The sequence below is a fragment of the Acinetobacter sp. ANC 3929 genome (genome assembly GCF_000369405.1).
Classification (GTDB): domain Bacteria; phylum Pseudomonadota; class Gammaproteobacteria; order Pseudomonadales; family Moraxellaceae; genus Acinetobacter.
Map to the genome: position 1 here is coordinate 57,895 of NZ_KB850000.1, position 23,176 is coordinate 81,070.

Annotated in this window: 21 protein-coding genes and 1 pseudogene; 14 read left to right on the top strand and 8 right to left on the bottom strand. The window is 37.2% G+C overall.

Annotation, left to right across the window (positions count from 1 at the left end):
* Window positions 1–19: 19 nt before the first annotated feature.
* The 10 genes from tssM (at window position 20) to F909_RS08135 (ending at window position 10,160) form a co-directional block, all read left to right on the top strand.
* The gene (gene tssM, locus F909_RS08175) at window positions 20–3,835 is read left to right on the top strand and encodes a type VI secretion system membrane subunit TssM (RefSeq protein WP_005151582.1); all 3,816 of its coding nucleotides are present in this window, start codon (window positions 20–22) and stop codon (window positions 3,833–3,835) included.
* Between the two features lie 37 nt (window positions 3,836–3,872).
* Entirely contained in the window at window positions 3,873–4,832 is a 960-nt protein-coding gene (gene tagF / locus F909_RS08170; protein WP_005151584.1) for a type VI secretion system-associated protein TagF, read from the top strand.
* A 2-nt stretch (window positions 4,833–4,834) separates the two neighbouring features.
* Window positions 4,835–5,602: an OmpA family protein gene (locus tag F909_RS08165; RefSeq protein WP_005151586.1), complete on the top strand. Its 768-nt coding sequence runs from the start codon at window positions 4,835–4,837 to the stop codon at window positions 5,600–5,602.
* 33 nt (window positions 5,603–5,635) lie between these two features.
* A complete protein-coding gene (locus F909_RS08160; RefSeq protein WP_005151588.1) occupies window positions 5,636–5,899 on the top strand; it encodes a PAAR domain-containing protein in 264 nt (87 codons plus the stop codon).
* Between the two features lie 185 nt (window positions 5,900–6,084).
* Entirely contained in the window at window positions 6,085–6,234 is a 150-nt protein-coding gene (locus tag F909_RS21740) for a hypothetical protein (RefSeq protein WP_005151590.1), read from the top strand.
* A 315-nt stretch (window positions 6,235–6,549) separates the two neighbouring features.
* Entirely contained in the window at window positions 6,550–6,948 is a 399-nt protein-coding gene (locus tag F909_RS08155; RefSeq protein WP_005151592.1) for an NF045616 family extracytoplasmic (lipo)protein, read from the top strand.
* A 257-nt stretch (window positions 6,949–7,205) separates the two neighbouring features.
* Window positions 7,206–7,616, top strand: a complete 411-nt coding sequence (locus F909_RS08150; RefSeq protein WP_005151593.1) for a hypothetical protein — start codon at window positions 7,206–7,208, stop codon at window positions 7,614–7,616.
* 469 nt (window positions 7,617–8,085) lie between these two features.
* Window positions 8,086–8,844, top strand: coding sequence for a molybdate ABC transporter substrate-binding protein (gene modA, locus F909_RS08145; RefSeq protein ID WP_416202069.1), 759 nt, complete (start codon window positions 8,086–8,088; stop codon window positions 8,842–8,844).
* 4 nt (window positions 8,845–8,848) lie between these two features.
* Window positions 8,849–9,541, top strand: coding sequence for a molybdate ABC transporter permease subunit (gene modB / locus F909_RS08140; RefSeq protein WP_032878017.1), 693 nt, complete (start codon window positions 8,849–8,851; stop codon window positions 9,539–9,541).
* Between the two features lies 1 nt (window position 9,542).
* Window positions 9,543–10,160, top strand: coding sequence for an ATP-binding cassette domain-containing protein (locus F909_RS08135; RefSeq protein WP_005151602.1), 618 nt, complete (start codon window positions 9,543–9,545; stop codon window positions 10,158–10,160).
* A gap of 15 nt (window positions 10,161–10,175) precedes the next feature.
* On the opposite strand, the gene chrA is transcribed toward F909_RS08135, so the two are convergent.
* The 8 genes and pseudogenes from chrA to F909_RS08095 all read right to left on the bottom strand — a co-directional run.
* Window positions 10,176–11,519, bottom strand: coding sequence for a chromate efflux transporter (gene chrA / locus F909_RS08130; RefSeq protein ID WP_005151606.1), 1,344 nt, complete (start codon window positions 11,517–11,519; stop codon window positions 10,176–10,178).
* A gap of 140 nt (window positions 11,520–11,659) precedes the next feature.
* Window positions 11,660–11,944: a DUF971 domain-containing protein gene (locus F909_RS08125; protein WP_005151608.1), complete on the bottom strand. Its 285-nt coding sequence runs from the start codon at window positions 11,942–11,944 to the stop codon at window positions 11,660–11,662.
* Window positions 11,934–12,926, bottom strand: coding sequence for a HEAT repeat domain-containing protein (locus tag F909_RS08120; protein ID WP_005151609.1), 993 nt, complete (start codon window positions 12,924–12,926; stop codon window positions 11,934–11,936). The genes F909_RS08125 and F909_RS08120 overlap by 11 nt, the downstream gene beginning before the upstream one ends.
* Before the next feature lie 12 nt (window positions 12,927–12,938).
* Window positions 12,939–13,760: an ABC transporter ATP-binding protein gene (locus tag F909_RS08115; RefSeq protein WP_005151610.1), complete on the bottom strand. Its 822-nt coding sequence runs from the start codon at window positions 13,758–13,760 to the stop codon at window positions 12,939–12,941.
* A 1-nt stretch (window position 13,761) separates the two neighbouring features.
* The gene (locus F909_RS08110) at window positions 13,762–14,604 is read right to left on the bottom strand and encodes an ABC transporter permease (RefSeq protein ID WP_005151611.1); all 843 of its coding nucleotides are present in this window, start codon (window positions 14,602–14,604) and stop codon (window positions 13,762–13,764) included.
* A gap of 173 nt (window positions 14,605–14,777) precedes the next feature.
* The gene (locus F909_RS08105) at window positions 14,778–16,187 is read right to left on the bottom strand and encodes an ABC transporter substrate-binding protein (RefSeq protein WP_005151612.1); all 1,410 of its coding nucleotides are present in this window, start codon (window positions 16,185–16,187) and stop codon (window positions 14,778–14,780) included.
* A 10-nt stretch (window positions 16,188–16,197) separates the two neighbouring features.
* Complete coding sequence (locus F909_RS08100; RefSeq protein WP_005151614.1) at window positions 16,198–16,443, bottom strand: 4Fe-4S dicluster domain-containing protein; 246 nt, start codon at window positions 16,441–16,443, stop codon at window positions 16,198–16,200.
* Between the two features lie 10 nt (window positions 16,444–16,453).
* Window positions 16,454–17,203, bottom strand: a pseudogene (locus tag F909_RS08095) (fumarate reductase/succinate dehydrogenase flavoprotein subunit); the annotation flags it as partial.
* Here F909_RS08095 and F909_RS21745 point away from each other — a divergent pair.
* From F909_RS21745 to F909_RS08075, 4 genes are read left to right on the top strand one after another with little or no spacing between them, the layout of a single operon-like run.
* Window positions 17,199–18,758, top strand: coding sequence for a tyrosine-type recombinase/integrase (locus F909_RS21745; RefSeq protein WP_005151619.1), 1,560 nt, complete (start codon window positions 17,199–17,201; stop codon window positions 18,756–18,758). The pseudogene F909_RS08095 and the gene F909_RS21745 sit on opposite strands and share 5 nt — an antisense overlap.
* Window positions 18,745–20,733: a hypothetical protein gene (locus F909_RS08085; RefSeq protein ID WP_005151622.1), complete on the top strand. Its 1,989-nt coding sequence runs from the start codon at window positions 18,745–18,747 to the stop codon at window positions 20,731–20,733. Before F909_RS21745 ends, F909_RS08085 begins: the two co-directional genes overlap by 14 nt.
* Window positions 20,730–22,661 (top strand): hypothetical protein, encoded by a 1,932-nt coding sequence (locus tag F909_RS08080; protein ID WP_005151624.1) that lies wholly within the window; start codon window positions 20,730–20,732, stop codon window positions 22,659–22,661. Before F909_RS08085 ends, F909_RS08080 begins: the two co-directional genes overlap by 4 nt.
* Window positions 22,648–23,058: a hypothetical protein gene (locus tag F909_RS08075; protein WP_005151626.1), complete on the top strand. Its 411-nt coding sequence runs from the start codon at window positions 22,648–22,650 to the stop codon at window positions 23,056–23,058. Before F909_RS08080 ends, F909_RS08075 begins: the two co-directional genes overlap by 14 nt.
* Window positions 23,059–23,176: the final 118 nt, after the last annotated feature.

Below are 23,176 nucleotides of genomic sequence, written 5' to 3' on the forward strand. Positions count from 1 at the left end.
TTAAGAATTCGAGAACTCAATGTATATCATTTTAGGTTATCTTTGGCAGTACATCACGAATCCTAAAGCAATTATTGCTTTGTCTTTATTCGTGGCACTGATTTCTTCATATTCGTCTATTCCACGTCATATCTTTTGGGCATTGGCAGCAACATATGCTTTGGGCTTAATTGTCTACGGCATTTATTGGCTGATTCAAAGAAAACGTCACGCGGAACAAGGTGAAGAACTTGCCAATGCGATTGAGCAAGACAGCCAAGCTGAATATGGTCAACACAAAGATAAAGCCGAATTACAGTTAATCCAACAGCAGATGAAAGAATCGATTCAACTGATTCGTAAATCTAAATTGGGAGATAAAAAAGGCAATGCAGCCTTATACGAATTACCATGGTATATGGTGATTGGTAATCCTGCAGCTGGAAAGAGTTCTGCAATTTATAATTCTGGTTTGAAATTTCCATTTGAAGAAACCCATCAAAAGATGGTTTCAGCAGGTTTAAGTGGCACACGTAACTGTGACTGGTTTTTTTCTACTGAAGGGATTTTACTTGATACTGCAGGTCGCTATTCGGTTTATTCAGAAGATCATTCTGAATGGTTAGGCTTTTTAAATATTTTGAAGAAAAACCGCTCTAAAGCACCAGTCAATGGTTTGATTCTGATTGTTAGTATTGCTGAGTTAATTAGCCAAAGCCCTGAAAACTCATTAAAATTGGCGAAAAATCTGCGTGCCCGCATTCAAGATCTAACTGAAAAGCTTGAAGTGGTTGTACCTGTGTATTTGGTCTTTTCGAAAATGGATCTGATCGCAGGTTTTACCGAGTTTTTCGATTGTTATGAATCACAAGAATATAATCAGGCATGGGGTGCAACACTGCCTTATGAGCAAAACTCATCTCAAAATGCAGTAGAATTATTCGACAAACATTACAGCTTGCTTTATGACGGTTTAAAGAGTGTGAGTACCACGCATTTGAGTCGTCGCCATTCGCAGAATATTTCTCCGAGTGTCATGACATTCCCATTGGAATTTAAAACATTAAAACCAGCCTTAAAAAGCTTTATTGGTACATTGTTTGAAGACAATCCATATCAGTTCCAACCTGTTTTCCGTGGTTTTTATTTTACCAGTGCATTGCAAGAGGGTGTAATTGAAAGCCCAATGACGGAAAATATTGCCCAAGAATTCCAACTTCAGCAAATTCAAGGCAATGGACAAGATAGTACGGTGCAATCCATTGCACCGAATCATGGTTATTTCTTACAAGGTCTATTCTCCAATGTGATTTTGCGAGATAAGGATCTGGTCAAACAACACATCAACCCTGCGAAAAAACGTCAGCGTTATATTGCTTTTATTGCAGCCTTGGTGGGTGTTTCTTTGGTATTGGGTGTATGGGTCTGGTCATATCGTAACAATCAACAATTGATTGCGGATGTTCAGGCTGATTTAGATAAAGTGGTGCACTTAGAGAAAACTTCAGGACAACAATTATCAACTCAACTTGAAGCGTTGTTGATTTTACAAGAACGTTTGCAACAGCTAGATGAGTTTAATGAAAATCGTCCATTAAAATTCAGTTTCGGCCTCTATCAAGGCAATCAATTACGTGAAAGCTTAAAAGCAGAATACCTTAAAGGCATTAAGCAGATCGTCTTGACCCCAACACAACAAAATATTGCGCAATATCTACAACGTGTCAAAAATAATGAAGCGACTTTAAAAGCCAATCATGTCAATGTCGAGATCAAGCAAGTTGCCAAGACTCAGCAATATTTAGAACCGTCAGATGCGAATCCGCAAGATGCGTATAACGCATTGAAAGCGTACTTGATGATGAGTAATCATGAATATATGGATACCAGTCATTTAAGTGACCAAGTTTCACGTTTTTGGCGTTCTTGGTTGGATGCCAATCGTGGACAAATGCCGCGTGGTGAAATGATTCAGGATGCAGAGAAGATCCTTTCTTATGCCATGACTCTGGCGAATCAAGAAGGCTTCCCTGTATTGGAAACTGATGCACAAGTGGTCGATCAAACGCGCCAAGTTTTACTGTCTGTAATTCGTGGTATGCCTGCACGTGATCGTGTGTATAACGAAATTAAGATGCGTGCAGCAGTACGTTTCCCTGCGGTAACGGTTGGACAAATTGTGGGGGAACAAAACCGTAATATTGTTCTTGGTAGTTATGCTTTACCAGGTGTGTTTACACAAAAAGCTTGGGATGAGTATGTAGAGAAAGCAATTGAAGAAGCAGCGAATAAACCGACGGATAGTAAAGATTGGGTACTGAATAGTCGTCAATCTGATGACCTTACTTTCTCTGGCAGCCCGGAACAAATCCGTAAGCAATTGGTTGCGCTGTACAAGCAAGAATATGTGGCAGAATGGAAAAAGTTCCTGAATGGTATTTATTATGCCAAAGCGGATCAGTTTGCTCAGCAAGTGAAAAGTATTGATGTTTTGGGCGAGCCGCAAAACTCACCAATTCGTACTTTATTACAACGCATTGCGATCGAAACCAACTGGGATAATCCAATTGTACAGGCTGAACTGGCAGTACCTGAAAAAGGTTTTGTGGCATGGTTTAAACGTAAAGTCTTGAATAATTCAGATGATAAAGCCGCAGCTCAGGCGGTGAATAAAGCGCAAGGTGCGATTTCACAAGAATATCAAATGTTCTATCAGTTGGTGCGTAAGCGTGATGATTTACAAGATAAGTCATTATTTGATGAGTACATGAACAACCTTGCGCAAGTGCGTAGTAAGTTCAATGATCTCAAAACAGCTGGCGAGATTGGCCCAAGTGCGATGGCCTTGGTGAAACAAACTATTAATGATCAAACATCTGTATTTAACCTTACGCAGAAATATGTTGATGAAAAAATGATGGTGGGGCTCAAGGATACAGATCAACAGGTATTACAAAAACTGTTGATGACACCATTAACACAATCTTTTGCAAGCTTGATTGTGCCAACCCAAGATGAGTTGAATAAGTTGTGGGGAATCCAAGCTTACCAACCATTTAAAACTAATTTAAGTCAAAAATATCCATTCAATTCGAGTGTAACTTTACAGGCAACCAGTAGTGAAATTGGTCAAATTTTTGGTGAGACTGGTAGCATTGCACGCTTTGTAAAAGAAGCTTTAGATCCGTTTGTGATTCGCCGTGGTTATGTCTTGACTTCGAAGACATGGAAAGACTTAGGTATTAGTTTAAATCCACAATTTGTGATGGCATTCCAGCAATATGTAGCACCAATCAATGGCATGGCGACAGGCAGCCTAGATCAACCTGCGGCTGCACCTGTATCCAATCAATCGAACTTCCAGTTCTACCCATTACCGAATCCACAGTACTTGTCATACACCATTGATATTGATGGTCAACGTATGGTGTTTGAAAACGGTATTCAACAATGGGTGAACTTCGTATGGCCGAACCAAGGTGCAATTCCTGGTGCACGTATTACCGCAGTGGATTTAGAAGGTAAAACCCATACGATTTTTGAAGAGCCAGGTGAGTATGGTATCAACCGTTTGATCGATGCAGCACAACGCAAAGAACAAAATGGTAGCTTTGAAATGACATGGACCAGCAAAACTGAACCATCTTTAGCATTGAAAGTGAATTTCAGATTAATCAGTGGTAACAGCTCTGGCAATATTGGTTCAAGCCGTGGTTATTCAGGTTTACAGTTGGTGGATAAAGTGGTGACTGAGAAGGCGGTACGTGTAGTGTCTGCTCAAGCAATGCCTGCGGGTGCGGCAGCTACTGCACCTCAAGCACAGGCAGCAGCACCTGCTCAAGGAGCAACGCCGTAATGTTAGGGATAATCACGGAACAGCAGGAGGGGCTTGGATGCAGCAAGTAAAAACCACACCTTTGTATTATGGAAAGACACCCGCACGCGGTGACTTTCTAAAATCCAAAGGGCAGTATGCATTGATTCAGGTACTTGATCAGTGGATTACGGAAGCACTTGAGCATGCTATGCGCGCGCCAGATTTTAAGCAACGTTATGAGTCTTTACCTGCATTGGATTTCTTTATTGCCAATCCTGCTGAGCCGATGTTTTTGGCTGCAAACCTAATTGCCAGCCAAGACAGCTCAGGCCGAGCATTTCCAATGGTGCTCAGTCAATTACTTGAAGTTGAACAGCCCTTTCAAAATCTGTTATTGGCACCTTATTACTACAAGTCGGTTTTGGTTGATTTATTCCAACGTAATCGGGTACTTCGAAGTATTCGTGATACCAATATTATGTTGGAGAAGTTGAATAACCTGCCGAATGTTGTGCAACTATTCACTGTAACAGAATCTAATGGTTTCTATGAAAATCATACCATGCACTCATTTGCACAATTGATGAAAATCAATGTCTATGAACTTGCACAAAGTATGATTGGTCTAGGGCTATTGCTACAGCCGATCTTAAAAAATGGCACCAGCCGTTTAAATAAAGTGTTGATTTTACCCATCAATAATCACATGTATTGCTATGAAATAGCGGCTTTCTGGGTTGGTATGATTGGGCGATTCTTAGGGATTAACAATACTGAAATTTTGATTGGTATTTTACATCGCGATGAGCCAATTCTATTCATCGGTTTTCAAGGTGCCGATATCATGGCACTCAGCGATATCTTTACTCAAAACATGCAGAGTGAGCATTGGGTATCATTGATCCAAGCACAATGGATCGATGCTTATCTTGAGCAAAATGCAGGCCTTGCGACATTAGAACAATTACTTTGTCAGCGTCAGTTAAGCCTCAATCAAGGTTTAAAACTGTTTAGACAAACTTTTTTAGATGAATAAATATGAGAAATAATCCGAAATCTATATGGGCGAGTTTATTGTTTGGCTTAATTGTTTTAGGTCAGAGCAATATTACAAATGCTGCGCCAATTGTTGTGGAAGGTGTTGTTCCAAATGATGCGAGTAAGCAGGCAATCTTGGCCAAGATGCAGTCTGTCTATGGTGCAGATCAAGTGGTCGATAAAATTCAGGTTCGACCAGTTTCAGCGCCGAATGGTTGGAGTGATTCAGTCACCCGTGTCATTACCCCAGATCTTAAAAAAATTTCACAAGGGCAGTTACGTGTTAAAGGAACTCAGGTTGATTTAACTGGGAAAATGACTGATCCAAGTCAAATTCAACCGACTACAACCAGTTTTCAATCTTTAGTACAGCAGCCTTATCGCTTTAACGCACAGCTTTCGGTAAATCAGGCAGAGCAAAAAATTATTGATGATGCATTAAAGAACCGAATCATTGAATTTGAATCAGGCAGTGCAATCCTGACCACGGCGGGGCAACAGATTCTCGATGAAATGGCGGTGGCATTAAATAAGGTTGGCGGCAAGAAAGTCAAAATTATTGGCCATACCGATAGCTCTGGTGATGCCAATAAAAATACGGTGTTAAGTCAGCAGCGTGCTGCAGCGGTACAAAGTTATCTGGTCGGTAAAAGTATCGCTGCCGACCGTTTGAGTACGGAAGGTAAGGGTTCTAGCCAACCCGTTGCTGATAATGCAACAGCAGATGGACGTCGTAAAAACCGTCGAATTGAATTTGAAGTGCTTTAACAGTTTAAATACCTACAGGCGAGGGATGTGATTATGGCAACACCCTATATTGTTGTTGGTTGTCCAACCACGGGCGGTGGACAAGTCATTAGTGGAAACAGTAGCTTTTTGATTGAGGGTATTCCGATTGCCTGTGTGGGAGACAAGGCGACCTGTCCAAAGCATAAAACGGTTGCTACGATTGTGGCGGGTGACCCATATATGCAAGTCATGGGCAAGGCCGCAGCACGTGTGAATGATCCTTTATCATGTGGTTGCAAGTTGTTGCCGAAGCAGAGTTTGGCGGTTAGAGGCTAAATAAATTTTAAAGCTCTTTGATGTCTCAACGGGCTTTAATTTTTACTATAACTTAATAAATTGGTTGAATTATTAAAATTGATATCATAGGTAAAAGCATCTATGGGTGTGTCCGAGAAAGTAGTTAGTTGCTTGAATTCTTTTATTTGTCGAATGAGACTTATATTGTTTTGAAACGAGCTTCTATGATCTTGTTATTGACTTTTCTTTGGGGTTGCAAAGAAAAGAAAGTGGAAGATTTTAAATATGAATTTTATGGTAGTAAGATTTGTGCTTTAAAAACAAGTGATATGAAAGCAGCTAATGATTTTGGGCTATTAGATAGTTCATTTTAGTATAAAGAAAATATTTTTGATGAAAAACTATCAGTTGATATATATGGCGAAAGTTTAAAAAATTTATCTAATAAACAAAGTAAGTATATTTACTGTTTTGACCCATTGAAAGTAAAATATAAAAGTTTGGAGACACAAATTAGACTAGAGGTTAAAAAAGGTAAATATTTGAGACAATTTGAATTTATAAATTATTCATGCTTGTCGGGACGTGATTCTAAGTTAAATTTTTCTAAAAATGAAATTGTTAAATGTAAATAAAGTGGGGAGGGTTGTGAGTGGTAGTAAATATTGATTTTCTTTTAGATTTTAAATATGAATAAATATACTTTATTTATTTTTATTGCCTGCTTAACTGGATGTAATCCGCAAAGTAAGAATCTTGAGGTAAAACTTAATCAGGATAATTTATGCGTATTTACGAATAACTCTAAAACCTATTATGGTATCGATAATAACTTCCTTATTTACTTAGGTAAGATTGACTACAATAAAGGCTTTAAAAGTACTTATGAAAAGCTATACAGCAATGCCCCTCTGCCTATAGACGAAAAAAATTGCGTTACAATACCATTAAACGAAATTGAACGTAATATTGCTTATGAAATTGTTTTAGATACAAATAAAAGCTTTCGTACAAGTATTTGTGTTATGGATAAAGGTAATAAGCTAGAGGTTAAATATCTTGAGCCAGGAAAATCAACTTGTAATTAATTTATAATGTATCTAACTAATTTTTTAATTGGTTTGTTAAATAAATAGAATTTATCATAAAAGTATTTTTCTAGAGGATAATGGTCGGATAGATATAAAATATATTGACTCGGCTAAAGAAATTTGTGGGTGTTTTTTTAATTATTTATTTGCTGATTAATTTAATAAAACGCGCATTAAGTAATATGTAAGCATAACTGATTAAGATATAAGATGCTTGATTAATTTATCAAGAGTTAAAATTCAAAAGGACTATTATGAGTTATTTGAAGTTTTTTATATTTTCAATTGTTTTTTTATTGGCAGCTTGTACTAGGCAGACAGTATATTTAGCACCAAGTGCTGAAGGATATTTATATAATGCTATCACAAAAGAACCTTTGCGAAATCTTGAAGGATATGTAAGCTATGCTTCTGGAAATGATACTTATAATTTTGTAAAAACAAATAATGTTGGAAAATTTAAAACTAAACCTATTATATATACTTATCGTATAAGTAAGCCTGATTATAGAAATTGGAATCAACCGTTAAGTATATTTATTGATTTTCCAAATTATGAACCAGTTATATTTCAGGTTGATAAATTTGTACAAGATCAAAATGCGATCAATCCAAATAAGGAAACTACAGTTAATATTGGGAAAGTTTATCTTAATCCAAAATGAATTGTAATTTATTTTGGGTTTTCTCTATTGGGTTAATTTAATAATTTGTTTACAGTAAGGGGTGGATTCTGTTTCTGATTGGAGTATTTGAATATTTTTCTCAATAAAGTTGGATAAATGGTGAATCTAGTTTTTATTGCTATAATAAATTTGATATAGGTATCATTTATTTAGATGCAGAGTAATAGCCTACTCGGCTTCATTTCTAAGATAACAACTCTTGTCATCCACTCAAGATAGACGACGTCTATTCAGCATCATTAACTTAATGTTTGAATAGACGTTTTTTTGTTTTTGCATCCAAAAATACTGATTGCAACATATACCGTATCGATACTTGATAGCATTACAAACAGATGAATGATTAAGAAGAACAAGACTAGCGAATTGTTATTTTTAGTGTATCTTTATTAAGCGATATATTTTTGGAAACATATCGAAATTTGAGGACAGAATAATGTCAATAACGATGAAAAAGACCTATCAATACTGTGCAGTTTTAGCCACCAGTTTATTTATCCATACGCATGCGTTTGCGGGGAGTACCATCACTATTTACGCAGCGGCCAGCTTGACCAATGCAGTGAATGAACTTGAGACCATCTATGAACAAAAAAATAAAATTGAAGTCAAAACTTCATATGCAGGTTCCTCAACTTTAGCCAAACAGATTGAGGCAGGCGCGCCGGCAGATGTGTTTATCTCAGCTGATGTGCAATGGATGGATTATTTACAGAATAAGCAGTTGGTTGTGCCAGCAGATCGTATCAATTTATTAGGCAATCGTTTAGTTATGATTACGCCTAAAGATCGTCCGATTAAATTAAAAATGGATAAAAGTTTTGATCCAAGCAAAGTGATTCAAGGCAAGCTGTGTACAGGTGATACCAAGAGTGTGCCTGTCGGGAAATATGCTAAACAGGCGTTGACCGCGTTGGGTTGGTGGGAAAAAGTTAACCTACGACTAGTTGAAACGGAGGATGTCCGTGCGGCTTTAAACTTCGTGGCCCGTGGTGAATGTCAGGTTGGGATCGTTTATGCGACAGATGCGGCAATCAGCAAAGATGTCGTAGTTGCAGGAATCTTCCCAGAAAATACTCATCCACCGATTATCTATCCTGTGGGTCTGATCAAGAAAAATGCAGATTCAGTCAAGTTCTATAAGTTTTTGCAAAGTGGGCAGGCAAAGGCAGTATTTAAGAAATATGGCTTTAGTGTGTTGCAGTAACTGAATGATGATCTTGAGCCCTGAAGAAATCGAAGTGTTAAAGCTGTCATGCAAAGTGGCGGCAGCGTGTTTGCTGTTTAGCCTTATTCCGGCAACGCTGGTCGCTTGGGTTTTGGCACGTAAAGAATTTTGGGGTAAATCATTGTTTGAAACACTGGTGTTTTTACCTTTGGTTTTACCACCTGTAGTTCCGGGTTATTTATTACTGCAATTATTTGGTAATCGTGGGGTATTGGGCCAGTATCTTGCGCCGTTTGGTTTGGAGTTTGCCTTTAATTGGAAAGGAGCTTTATTGGCCTCTGCAGTAATGGGATTTCCTTTGTTAGTGCAATCGATTCGATTGGCGATTGAACTGGTCGATCAACGCTTGGAACTGGCTGCGAAAACTTTAGGTGCATCTTCCTTTGGAGCTTTTATGCAGGTGACATTACCGCTCGCTAGTAGCGGTATTTTGGTCGGTGCTATTTTATGTTTTTGCCGAAGTTTAGGTGAGTTTGGTGCAACCATTACCTTTGTCGGCAATATTGCTGGTGAGACCCGTACTTTACCGTTGGCAATGTATAGTTTAATGCAACAACCCGATACTGAAGCAGCGGTGTGGCGATTGATTATCTTGTCCTTGTCTGTGGCTTTCTTTGCGCTATGGTTTGCGCAGTGGTTCAATCGTTATCAAAAAAACAAGCGCGGGTACATTTAGCATGATTGATTGTCATATACAGTTGCAACAAGGGCAATTTTGTCTGGATCAACGCTTTCAATCTGATCAGTCTGTGATTGGTTTATTTGGTGCGTCTGGCTCAGGAAAAACTACGATTTTACATAGTATTGCGGGTTTAATCCGTCCACAAGCTGGTTGGATTAAAATCCAGAATCAGACTTGGTTTAATCAGATAGAGAATATTCATCTCAGCACTCAACAGCGTCGGATCGGCTTGGTCTTTCAGGATGCACAGCTGTTCCCACATAAAAATGTCAAACAGAATTTGCTGTTTGGCTTTAAGCATATTGCACCACAGCAACGTCAGTTTGAGCTTGACTATATAATTGAGCTGCTCAAATTGGGACATCTGACTGAACGTATGCCGATTAAGCTATCAGGGGGAGAAAAACAGCGGGTGGCTTTAGGACGTGCCTTGTTGTACTCACCACAATTGCTGCTTTTGGATGAACCACTTTCTGCACTGGACACGGCACATAAAGCAGAGATTATTCCTTTTTTTCAACGTATTCAGCTGGAGATCAAGATTCCAATGCTGTATGTGAGTCATGATTATTCAGAGATTGAACAACTCACGGATGAAATCTGGTATTTATAAATTATTCAGAGCCGTTTAAACACGGATATATAAGATGAGGCCACAAAAGGCTGAAGCAAAAATTACATACAATACGTTGAGCTGAAATTTAAATAAGGCAATCAGTGCTCCTACTGTAATTAAGGCTGCTTCGTAATTAAAGGCATGATCAAAACCCTGCGGCCACAACACATGATAACTAAAGAACAAAGCCAGATTTAAAATAACGCCAACTACAGCCGCAGTAATCGCAGTGAGTGGTGCAGTAAATTTCAGTTCATTATGTGTGGACTCAATCATTGGTGCACCTGCGAAAATAAATACAAAGGAAAATAAAAAGGTAAACCAAGTGACAATCACCGCACCAATTGCACCTGCTAAAAATAGTTGATCAGCGCCCAATAATGCATGGTTATAAGCACCCAAAAAGCCTACAAAAGCAACCACCATAATTAATGGACCGGGGGTACTTTCACCGAGTGCCAACCCATCAATCATTTGAGTTGGGCTGAGCCATGCATAATGATTGACTGCACCTTGGTAAACATAGGGCAGAACTGCATAAGCACCCCCAAAGGTCAGTAATGCCGCTTTGGTAAAGAACCATGCCATTTGTGTATAGCCATGTTGCCAACCGAGGCTTAGGGTTAAAAGCGTGATTGGAATCAACCAGAGCAAGGCTGCAATGACCATGATTTTAATCAGGTTTGTCCAACGAAAAATTGCATGGGCAGGCGTATTATCATCAATCAATGCCGTGCCATAATTTTTTTGGTTATTTTGATGCGCAGCTTGATGGGTAAATAAATCTGGTTTTTTCTTGCTCAGTAAATATCCCGTAAGCGCGGCAGCGAATACGATCAAAGGGAAAGGGACATTAAAAACAAAGATAGCAATAAAAGCTGCTGCTGCAATTAACCAAAGAAATGAATTTTTGAGCGTTCGGCTACCTATACGATAGGTTGCATGGAATACAATGGCTGTGACCGCTGGTTTGATCCCATAAAACAGTCCTGCAATGATGGGGACGTCTCCAAATTTCACGTAAATCCATGACAGCGCAATTAAGATAAATAAAGAGGGCAGCACAAATAGAATCCCTGCAATCAAACCACCCTTGGTTCGATGCATGAGCCAGCCAATATAAGTCGCGAGTTGTTGTGCTTCGGGACCTGGAAGTAGCATGCAGTAATTTAGTGCATGCAAGAATCTTTTCTCAGAAATCCAGCGTTTTTGTTCCACCAGTTCCTGATGCATCACTGCAATTTGACCGGCAGGGCCACCAAAGCTAATACATCCTAATTTCAACCAGAACAGAAAAGCTTGCCAAAATGGAACTGATTGAATTGGGGGCGTTATATCTGACTCAGACTGTGGCATGGTGGTTTCCAAAGCGTTTTATTTTTATCGTTGTATCATAGGGGATGATTACAATTGAGCTTAGCAATTGTAGTGGCTTAATAATTCAAAATGATGAAAAAATGCGATGTATAGATCGACTTCATCATTTTGAAATTTTTTTAACCATTTAATTCTTTTAAAAAAGCCCAAGGGAAAATCCCTTTATCATGTCCATCATCAAAACAAATTTGAATCCCGTAACCTTGGGAATAGATGGCTGAGATTGCGACATGATCTGGATAATGAACATCTTGTTGTCGTAGACGTTTAGCTCGACAAAAAACGCAAGGACAGCTAGCTCTGAGCTGAGCATGGCTAAAGTCCTTTTGCGTACCGTCATCCCACATCAAAAACAGGCGTTGTTGATCGGTATCAACTTTGAGCTGATTGGGTTCAAGCGGCATCGAGTTTCTCCTGAATGAGTGCCAGTCCAATACGAATCGATTTACGGACTTCTGGATCAGGGTCTTCCGCATGTTGTAATAAAATATTTTGAGCTGATTCCCCACCAATTTCGCCTAAGGCAATCGCGACTTCTTTTCGTAAGTTGCTGATGTCATGCTGGAAATTTTTTTGTAGTTTTACAATTGCCGCTTTGGATTTGAGTAAACCTAAACTGCGAGTAACTGCAATTCGAACTTGCCAATAAGTGTCATCCAGTTGCTCTAAAAGAGGTTTTTCTAATTCGATCGCTTTTAATTTACCGATGGTCAAGGCGGCTTCGACACGAAGTTGCCATGCCTCGGCTGTGAGAGAACTGTGTAAGGCAGATAAAATTTCGGGTGTTAAAGCTTGGCTAGCCGCTAAAGCACCTGTCGCAATACGACGAATTTCTGTATCAACATCATACTGTGCGATCTGTGCCAGTGTTGCCAAGCCTTCCTGTTTCTGCAACCAACTTAGGGTGCTCACAGCTTCTTTACGTACGAGAGGATTGGCATGTTGAACATGCTTAAGGATGGCACCAAATAATGGTTCAGCGCGCAATTCTTTAAGTGCTCTTAAGATGGAGGCAATCACAAAGTCATCCTGATGCTGCAAGTAGTTTGCCAGATGATCAGCAGATTCTGTATGTTTAATCTCACTGAGACTTTGTGCTGCAGCGATACGCACATTTTCATGTTGATCATTTAAAGCTTGAGCCAACGTATGCAAAGAAGTTGCATCCTCCCAACCTTCTAAACGGTTGGCAGCTCGCTCGCGTACTTTGCTTGCGGGATCATGTAAAACAGCATGCTGCAACCAAGGCAATAATTCTGTTTGTTCCTCATCGGCAATATTCATAATTGCGACAAAGCGGATATTTTCGTCGTCCTGATTCAGTTGACGAAGATAATCAGCATAATCCTCATCGATATCCGCAAGGATTGGGTAATTTAGACTCATATTTTATTATTCCTAAACAGCGACTTTCTGATTTAAACCAAGTGGATTCAAGCGACTCAGTTCAGTTTGAGTGGCGTGCTTTAATACTTGAATGCAATGCTTTTTAATTTGGGTAAATTCAGTCGATGTGACCAGATCAACATGTCTTGGGCGGCGGAAATCCAGTTTGATTTCTTCAATAATACGTCCCGGACGATGACTCATGATCAAGACACGATCTGCCAGAAATAAAGCTTCATCAATATCGTGGGTAATGAATAACACTGAAGTTTGAATGCTTTGCCAGATTTCAAGCAGCAGTTCCTGCATCTTTAAACGGGTTTGGGCATCCAGTGCACCAAAAGGTTCATCCATGAGCAGTACACGAGGTTGATTGATCAGCACACGTGCAATTTCAACCCGTTGTTGCATTCCGCCTGACAATTCAGCGGGATATTTATGTTCAAACCCTTTTAAGCCGACCAGTTCAATCATTTGCTGGGCTTGATATAAGCGTTGGGCTTTAGAGATGCCTTTCATTTTTAAGCCAAAGCAAACATTTTCTAGCACACTTTTCCATGGAAATAGGGTGTGCTGCTGAAACACTAAACCACGATCAGATGAGGGTTTCTCAATGACTTTTTGATCCAGCAGCATGGTGCCTGAGCTGATTGGCAAATGGCCTGCCAGTGCGCCAAGCAGTGTTGATTTGCCACAACCAGAAGGTCCGAGCAAACAGACAAATTCACCTGCTTGAATATCAAAAGAGACATGATCTAAGGCCTGAAAACGTTGTTTGTCTTGCCCAAGGTGCAGATTGATACTGTGTAAATAGATATGACCGTACTGACTCATATTATGCCTTCCTTAACTGATACCAAGGGGTAAGCTTTTTACCGAGATAGCGCAGAAAAGCACTGCTGAACATGCCTAATGCACCGATTAATAGCATGCCTACAATAATGTCGGCATAGTTTTGCAAGGTGAAAGACTCCCAAGTGAAATAGCCAATGCCTAATTGACCAGAGATCATTTCAGCCGTTACCAGACAGAACCAGCAAGTCCCCATGCCAATGGCTAAACCAGTGGTGATACTCGGTAAAGAACCAGGAATAATCACTTCGCGTAAAATGGCAATCTGGCCTGCGCCTAGACTTTTTGCAGATGCAATCAGGCGTTGGTCAACAGCCTCAACGCCGTGAATGGTATTGAGCAAGATTGGGAATAGTGCGCCTAAAAAAGTAATGAAAATCATCGATGCTTCTGAAGAAGGGAACATCAAAATCGCCAAGGGAATCCATGCCACCGCAGGAATTGGGCGCAAGATTTCTAGGGGGGGCATCAACAGGGCAGCCAACGTTTTAGAATAACCAATCAATAATCCCAAAATGACACCGATCACTGATGCGAGTAAAAAACCAATCAAAACCCGAGTAATACTGGCTTTGACATGGGCAAGTGCTGTATCAAGTTCAGCAAAAGCAAGCAGCGATTGAATAACATCTCGTGGTGAAGGTACATTCGCGAAGTTGATTAGTCCTAAATTTAAATGGTACTGCGAGGCCAATTGCCAAAATATAAGACTTATTAGCAGTGATAAAGCACTCAATAAGTACGAGACCACTCGGCTTTTTGAGAATATCAGCACAGGGCGGATTGCCTTGGGGGAGATTGCTTGGATGTCCGCTAAACTATTCATATTGTTTTCTCCTGAATTTCTTAAAGTTAACCTCTCCCTAACCCTCTCCTAAAGAAGAGGGAACACCGCGAAATAATGAAGTCTTTAAATTCGTGGACTTGTGAAGCTTCGCTTCCCACCCTTGGAAAAGGTGTGTAAGGAGCGGTTATAGCTCCGCAAAGGGGATTGTCAGATTACTTCACCAGCTTTTGGGCATTATTAAAGTCATAGACTTTGCCGCCATGTGTTTTGGCCCAATTGTTGGCATCTCCACGCAGTAAGAATGCACTGATCTGACCGTTTTTATCGGTGGCATACCAAGCCAGATTCGCGAGTAATTTGATTTTTAAATTACGGTCTTGGTTGTAGACCACACGAATGTTTTTACCGCTCTGCTTTAATTTATTTAAATCTGAAAACGCTGTTTCAGGTGTAGCATAACTACGTACTTTAGCTTCACCTTTCACCCAAATTTGTGTAACCCGATCAAAATTTTGAATCGGTTTTTGAGTCAGGGCATCTTTGGCAATAAGAGAAGACTGAGCATAGTTTTTCAGTTGTTGTGCATAATTCAGTCCTGCACTTTGGAACGCTTTTTTGATGTATTGATCGTCAATGAATTGATTTACATTGATATCAACATCATCTCGTCCCAGATATTTTAAAGTATCGACTGCAGTTTGAGTGGCTTGCTTATATTCAGGTTTCCAGGTCAGGTCACGGGTTTGGACGCCGAGTGGTCCATGAAATAAATACACCACTTCGGCAGGAATCCCTGTTTTAGCTGCAATCAGTTCACTATATTTTTCTGGTTCTTTGCGAATCAATTGATCGGCTTCAATCGTCGCGCGTAAATAGGCCTGAATAATTTCAGGATATTCTTGCGCATAGGATTTATTGGCTAAAGAACCATGGAAGGTTGGGGTTTTCGCCTGTGCACCGTCATAGATTTTTCGGGCAAAACCTTGGTAAGGAAATAATTCGGCAAAAGGAACAAAATCAGCATGTGCATCAATCTTATTGCTTTTTAGTGCTGGGCCTGCCACTTCAGGGGCTTGGGCAATAATTTTGACATCCTTTTTTGGATCCCAACCTTGCCCAGCAATGGCACGCAGTAATAGACCATGCGCGGTTGAAGCAAAAGGAACAGAAATGGTTTTGCCTTTTAGATCTTGGATAGAGTTAACGTCAGAATCCAGCGGAACTACAATGCCGTTACCACTACCAGTGGTGCTGCCGGAGAGCACACTGAGGAATATACTTTCTTTGCCTGTCTTTTTAAAAGCGACATTGTTATTGACTGCTGGGAAGTCTGCCATTGCGCCAATATCTAAACGGCCTGCCACCATTTCACTGGTCAATGGTGCGCCAGATGTAAAGTTTTTCCAGACGATATCGTATTTAGCATCTTTATATTTGCCTGTTTTGGGTAAATATTTAGGTAATAAATTCAATTCACGAATCAGTAAGCCACCTGTGGCACAGTTGATGGTGGTGTCTTGAGTCCCAATCGCAATACGAATATTTTCTGCCTGTGCTGAGCTGAATACCGCGAGTAAGCTACCGCTCAGAATTAGGCTTTTGGCCAAATTGTTGAGTCTCATGTTGTTCCCCTCATTTAAGTAAATATGGAATGTTGACCTGAATGGCATCGGTCGGGCAGTCCTTCTCGCATGGCATGCAATACCAGCATTCATCAAACTGCATATAGGCTTTGTTGCTGGTCGGATGAATCGCCAATAAGTCCATTGGACAAACATCGACACAGACAGTACAGCCTTTGTCGGCAATACATTTATCTTCATCCACCAACACAGGTGCTGCAGTGCGGTGGGCAATTTCTTTAAAAATAAAAGCCATGTGATGTTCCCTATTCGACTGTTTCAGCGACTAATTTCTTTTGAATACGCAACAGGTTGTAAGCGTTGGCTTCATCCTCCTCAATTGGGATGAAATAAGGCTCAACTGCTTTTTTGAAGCTGACCATATTGCCGTGCTGATCTTTTTTCAGATGGGCATGACAGAACCAGTCCCGATCATTTTTTTCTGGGCAATCTGCGCGATAGTGATACAGGCCCCAACGACTTTCTTCACGAAATAGCGAAGCACGTGCCGCCATTTCAGCGCAGTCCCGAATCACAGCGACTTCAGCAACGCGCATCAATTCATGTGGATGGCTGGCATTGATCTGCGCAATATCGGTTTTAATTTCTTCGAAGCGCTTTAGCGCTATTTCAATTTTTTGTCGGGTTTTCGGGGGCTGTAAATAGTCGTTGACCATACGACGTAACTTGTATTCAACTTGTTCCGAGGACAATCCTTCTGGACGTTGTAAGGGCGCAAAAATACGGGCTTTTTCGACCTCTATTTCATCAGTATTTAGTTCTGAGTCGGCTTGTTTTACAACATATTCAGCGGCATTGACCCCAGCAAACCAGCCATAGGTAAAGGCGCCCAACATATAGTTATGTGGAACGGCTGCCATATCGCCTGCGCTATATAAACCCTTGACAGAGGTTTCTGCTTTTTCATTGACCCATACCCCAGATGCACTGTGCCCACTACAGAAGCCAATTTCTGAAATCTGCATTTCCACCATATCTTGGCGGTAATCTGTGCCTACTCTACACTTTACCCATGTAAATACAGAAACTACACTTAAAGCTATATGGAATGAATGTTATGATAGTTTTCTATTTAAAGAATGGTGTAGTTATAAGATGAAAGGGGTGCAAGAAAAAAGTCTAGTCACAATAGAACCTCATATACGCTACATTCCAAAGTTCAAGTTAAAGCGTCTTGTATCTTCTGAGAATATGAGTATTGAAGAATATGCAAAAAGTGGTAAATATAATTTTTATGATGCTAGCCAAGATATAGATAACCAATATAACTATTATATCAATGATTATGTTGCTCAATTCCCTGTTGTTATTCAAGAAAATGGTAAGATGTGGGAACTAGCGAATTTGTATCTTATTTCATATATGTTGGTAAGTTCAGACTTAACAGGTAGTACACTAAAAGCTATTGCAATGGACTTACTTGATTATTATAAGTTTGTGACCAAACGAAATTTAGATTTTTTTTATTTTCCAAAATTAAATAGAAATAGAGTAAGTTACCAATATCGAAATTATTTGCTTAATGAAGTATATGAATGTAGGTGCAACCGCTCTACAGCAAGCCGAAGAGTCAATAGAATGGTTGACTTCTATGACCGATTGTTAGAAAACGGGTTTATTACATCTGCAAATTTTGATAATGAACCATATGAAAGAATTATTAAAAAAATAACTCTTAATAATAAAATTGGTATCGAATTTCAAAAGATTATTCGTAGTTCAAATCTTGCAATTACCAAACCCAGGAAAAATCAGGTATATGATTATATTAAAGATGATGGGAACTTACGGCCATTAACTATAGAACAACAGAAAATATTTATAGAATATCTAAAAAAATTTGGAAATAGACAACTTCAATTAATGTGCATATTCTCACTAATGACAGGAGCAAGAATACAGACTATTTGCACATTGAGAGTTTATCATATTAAATCACTAATTAATAAAGCAAAAAAAGATGCGATAAACAAGAATTACAAATTATATGTTGGTGGAAAAACTGGTGTAGATACTAAAAGAAATAAAGATTTATGTTTAATTGTACCTGTTCGATTAATACTTATCCTTGAAAATTATATTAATTCAGAAGCTTGGCGTGAAAGAGCATTAAAAAATTATTATAGTACTACCGATCAAGGTTATGTTTTCACAACTAAGTCAGGCTTACCATATTACACTAGTATTTCAGAGATCATAGATATTAAGAATGATCCAGATCGTAAGCAATTGCCACTTCGGAGAGGAGAAGCTGTTAGAAAGAATTTAGATGAGCTATTAGCTAGAATTTATGAAGATCATCATCACTATGTTCCCTTTAGGTTTCACGATCTTAGGGCAACTTTTGGAATGAATAATCTACGTTTCTTGCTTAATAGTGGCTATAAAAACGATCAGTGTTTATTAAAGCTAAAAGAGATTATGGGCCATAGTAATATTAATACAACTCTTAGCTATTTAGATTATCGAGAGATTACTGAAAAATTTAGTGAGGCTCAAGATAAATTGGAAACAGACTTATTTGGAAGTTTTTTAGATGACCTTGAGTGATTTATATACTAAAAGAGATGTAAATATTATTTCTATTGATTCAGAAGAAAGTATCAATAAAATATATGATACAAATATTAATGAAATTTCAAAAATAGTTTTATCTTTTGAACAAAACAATCGATTAACTCATATGGATTTTGGGTCATGGTGTTATTCTAAAACAAAAACAGACCGAGGTAATGTAGGTTGTTTAGTTGATTTAAATTCTTTTGATTTAGACCGTGTAGTTGGAGTTAAGTTTTTATTAGAAGATTTATTGAGTATAAGAAAATCAAAAAAAACCATTCTTTATTTCTATAAGGAATCAAACCCAATTTTTGGTTATTTAAATAAAAATTACAGTGATTATGTTTTTAGTAATATCCAAGATGCTGAAAAGATATATATAGGATATTCAAAATATTTATTTAATGATCTTGCAATAAAGAAAGCAAGCTCTGTGGTTATTAATGCAGACCATCATAGACAGAAGCAAGATATTCTTGCGAAGTTTTTATCTGCATGCACTAAAACTAATATAAATCATTTCTATGCACTTGTTAAAAGAATTAATGTTATAAAATTAGAAAAACCTTTAAACAAAGATGAAATAGATGCAGGTGTTAATAAAAAAGTAAAGATTTTATTGGATGTTTTTAATGTGATGTCAGATCACATACTTAATGAAAATGATTTACCCTGTGTTATTGATTTAGAGCATCATAATTTAAAAAAAATTTATATTGATCTAAATTTTGTAAATAAAAGTCAAGATTTTTTTCTTAAATTATTATATGAAGATAATAAAATAGTTTCTATAGATAGATTTAATAGAAATATGGATAAGTATTTTGAAAATTTCGAATATTATGATGGGGCTTTGAAAAAAAGAATTAATAGAAAGCGTTATCACGAAAAGATAAAAGGAATTGAAAGACTGAATTCTTTACAATTTAAAGAATGTGGCCCAAAAGTTATTATGGCAAATTTTTGTATGATCATCTTTGCAAAACTATTTATATCAACGTCTGGCGCAAATGAGTCTGTATTATATAACTTGATGAAGGATGGTTCAACAACAATTGGAAATGAAAAAGGTAAACGTGTTTATGGGAAAAAAAACAGAGCAGGTGGCAAAGTCGTTGCATTAGAGTTTGGATTGAAATTTCAGGAAGTATTTAATAAATATATGAAATTAAGAGATAAAATTAATACTTTTTATAGTGATATGCCAGAAGAATTTAAGAAATTGTTATTTATTAAGCTACCTGTGATGAATAATGCTACTAGTTATAAACTTGTTATGAAGATAGATTCCCAAGCCTTTGATCATTTTAACAAAATCTTTAAGATGCTTTTTGGAATTTCTACAGCTACTAATAAGGAACTAAGAAGTAACGTAGGGAATAGCTATTTCAACTCTACTAATAGTTCATTGATGACATCACAAAAATTAGGTAATACCCCTCAAATTTCTAGTGAATCATATTCAAAAGCAAGTTTTAAAGAAGTCGCAACTCAATTTAATAATTATTTTAAAGAGTTTGATAATACAGTTATATTTAAAGGCCGTAAACACCTTAATTTAATTCCTATTAAAGTTGAGTCTGATAATGAGATTAACACCTTTGTTGGTAATTGTTCTAATGGAAAACCTGAGCTAATAGAGGGCTTCAATAATGAGACTCCCTTACCAATATGTGGAAACCCCAAAAGCTGTTTGTATTGCGATAGCTATGTTCTCCACTTAAATAGGACTGATATTAAGAAAATCCTATCATTTAAATTTATTCTTGAATATAATACTCAAATAAAAGATGAACAACAAAGAATTATATATCGCATCGATGAAATTCTAAAGTTTATGATATTAAAAGAATCCTCTCTTGATGATTTAATTAATGATGTTTGGAATGAAGTAAGTGAAGGTTTTTTAGATGAATATTGGGACAATCATTTAAATCTATTGGTTGAGATAGGCGAATTGGCATGAATATATTAGCAAATAAAATAGCTTTATTTGATGAAGCCTATGCTACATCCTATCCTATTGCAGATACACCTGTATCATATGATAAAGAAGGGAATATACTTTCACGGTTTAAGGATACCATGTGGGACTTTTCATGTTATATATATTCTCCAAATCATAGAAAACATATATTTTTTAATACTTTTGATTTTATTGAAAATAAGGAATTAAAAAATAAAGTGCTATACGAATATAAGTTGATTTTATATGGTTTGCTTTATTGTAACTTAAATACATCTAGATCAGTTTCAATGCAAACTATAATATCATCATATCTCTCTAACTTAAGATTGTTGTTTTATACTGCTATTGATTGTAATGTATCTTTATCAGGTATGTCTAAAAATAATTTTTTAATGAAAATGATATTCAAACAAATTTCATTTCTTGAGCGAAGACGTTGTGCTTCATTACTTCATTTGTTTAAGAAAATGTCTGCGTTATCTGTGGTTTTTAAAAATCATGATTTTACACTTACGAGTGATCAAAATAAATATATTCAAAATTTAAGATTAATGTTGAAAGATAGTCCAATAAAACAGCATCTTGTAATTCCATCAGAAATGTATTTTAAACTAAATGTTTTTATAGATGATCATTTATCTTTTTCAAAAGAAAATTTGCAACCTTTGTTAGATGTCTACTTTCTTAAAGTTTTTAAAGTTGACTTCATGGATTCTGTATATAAAAAAAATATTGAAAATTACTGTTTAAAATACAATATTACTAACCGAAATATTCTTGTCAGTCATTTATATAGAATCATAAGTTTAGCGCTAACAAAGATAATTATGTTTTCAGGAATGCGACATGGTGAAGCCTTATTACTTCCGTTTAATTGCCTAGAAGTAATTGAGTTAAATAATAATTCCATTTATACATTAACAGGCTATACTTCTAAATTAACACAATCTGGCCCTGTTAAATCTACATGGATTACTTCTTCACAAGTTCAAACTGCTATTGAAATTTTACAAGCAATAACAAAAGCATATCTAAAGTCCATCGATGTAAATTTGAATTCTATTAATTATGAGAAAGTGCCTCTTATATCTTTTTCTTCGAGAAGAAATAGGCGGTATTTAAAAGCTCTTTATGATTATCCTATGTTTTCTACATTAGCTGTAAAAAAATCATTAGATGCATTGAATTTTAATTCAAAAATTGATGCCAACTCAATGAGAGAGCTTGAGCTGACCACATCATCTTTGGTCAGTATTGAAAAATATGACATAGAAATTGGATCAGACTTTCCATTTACGGCTCATCAATTTCGTCGCTCATTAACAGTATATGCTGCCCGAAGTGGCATAGTTAATCTACCTGCATTGAAGGGCCAGTTGAAACATATTAAGCGTGATATGACGCTCTATTATGCAAATAATGCAATGAATTCAGTTAATTTATTTGATAATGACTTAGTTGATTCATTTATTGAAGAACTTGCAATAGACCAATACTTGAACTTTAAAGAAGATGTACTAGATGCTATTGATCCACTTTATGGAGCTGAAGGTACTAGATTACAAAATGCTAAAAATGGTGAATCTACACCAATATTCTTAGAGGATGAAAAAGCTGCTTTAAAAGATATTAAAGAAGGAAAAATGAGTTATAGACGCACTCCTCTTGGTGGGTGTGCAAGGATTGGTAGTTGTGATGAAATTTCAGAACTTACAATAACTTCGTGTATTGCTTGCAAAGATGCAATATTCTCTGATCGAACAGATAAAGCATTGAGAATTGCTCTTAGAAATTTTCAAATTCAGTTAAAATCTATTCCTGAAGATAGTCCATTTGCGATTCACTTAAGTGCTGAAATTAATCAAATTAACATTTTGTTGAGAAAACGTAAGCAAGCATTGGAGAGTAGAAATGCAGCAAGATAATAGACTTTCAAAAGCGACAAAAGCTTACTATGCCGCTCTCAAGCATTTAATTAATGAAGGTAAAAGAATTAGTTTTGATGCTGTTGCACTAGAAGCAGGTCGAGGTCGAGGTGCTATTAAGGGTGATACTCCTGAGATTAGAGCATTGAAAGAAGCTATTCTTAATGCAAAGGCAGAACAAGAATCCAAATTTAAACGGAATTCCCCACAGCATAAATTAGCGGAATCTATTCGTATAAAAGATAATTATAGAGCTAAATATGAGGAAGTAGTACAGATTAATAATGTATTGATGGAACAACTGGCATCAACGGTTTTTGAGCTTGAAGAACTTAAACTTGAAATGCAAAGAATATTAAGATCCAATAATAATATTATCAATATGAAAGATAGATAATTTTGAATGAATTTGATTGTACCTTATGACAATAGTACGATAGTTAAAGCGTACTAATGGTTTAGCTTAAATTTATAAAAATAAAAATTTAAAAAATGCCTTGAAAAACCTATTTACA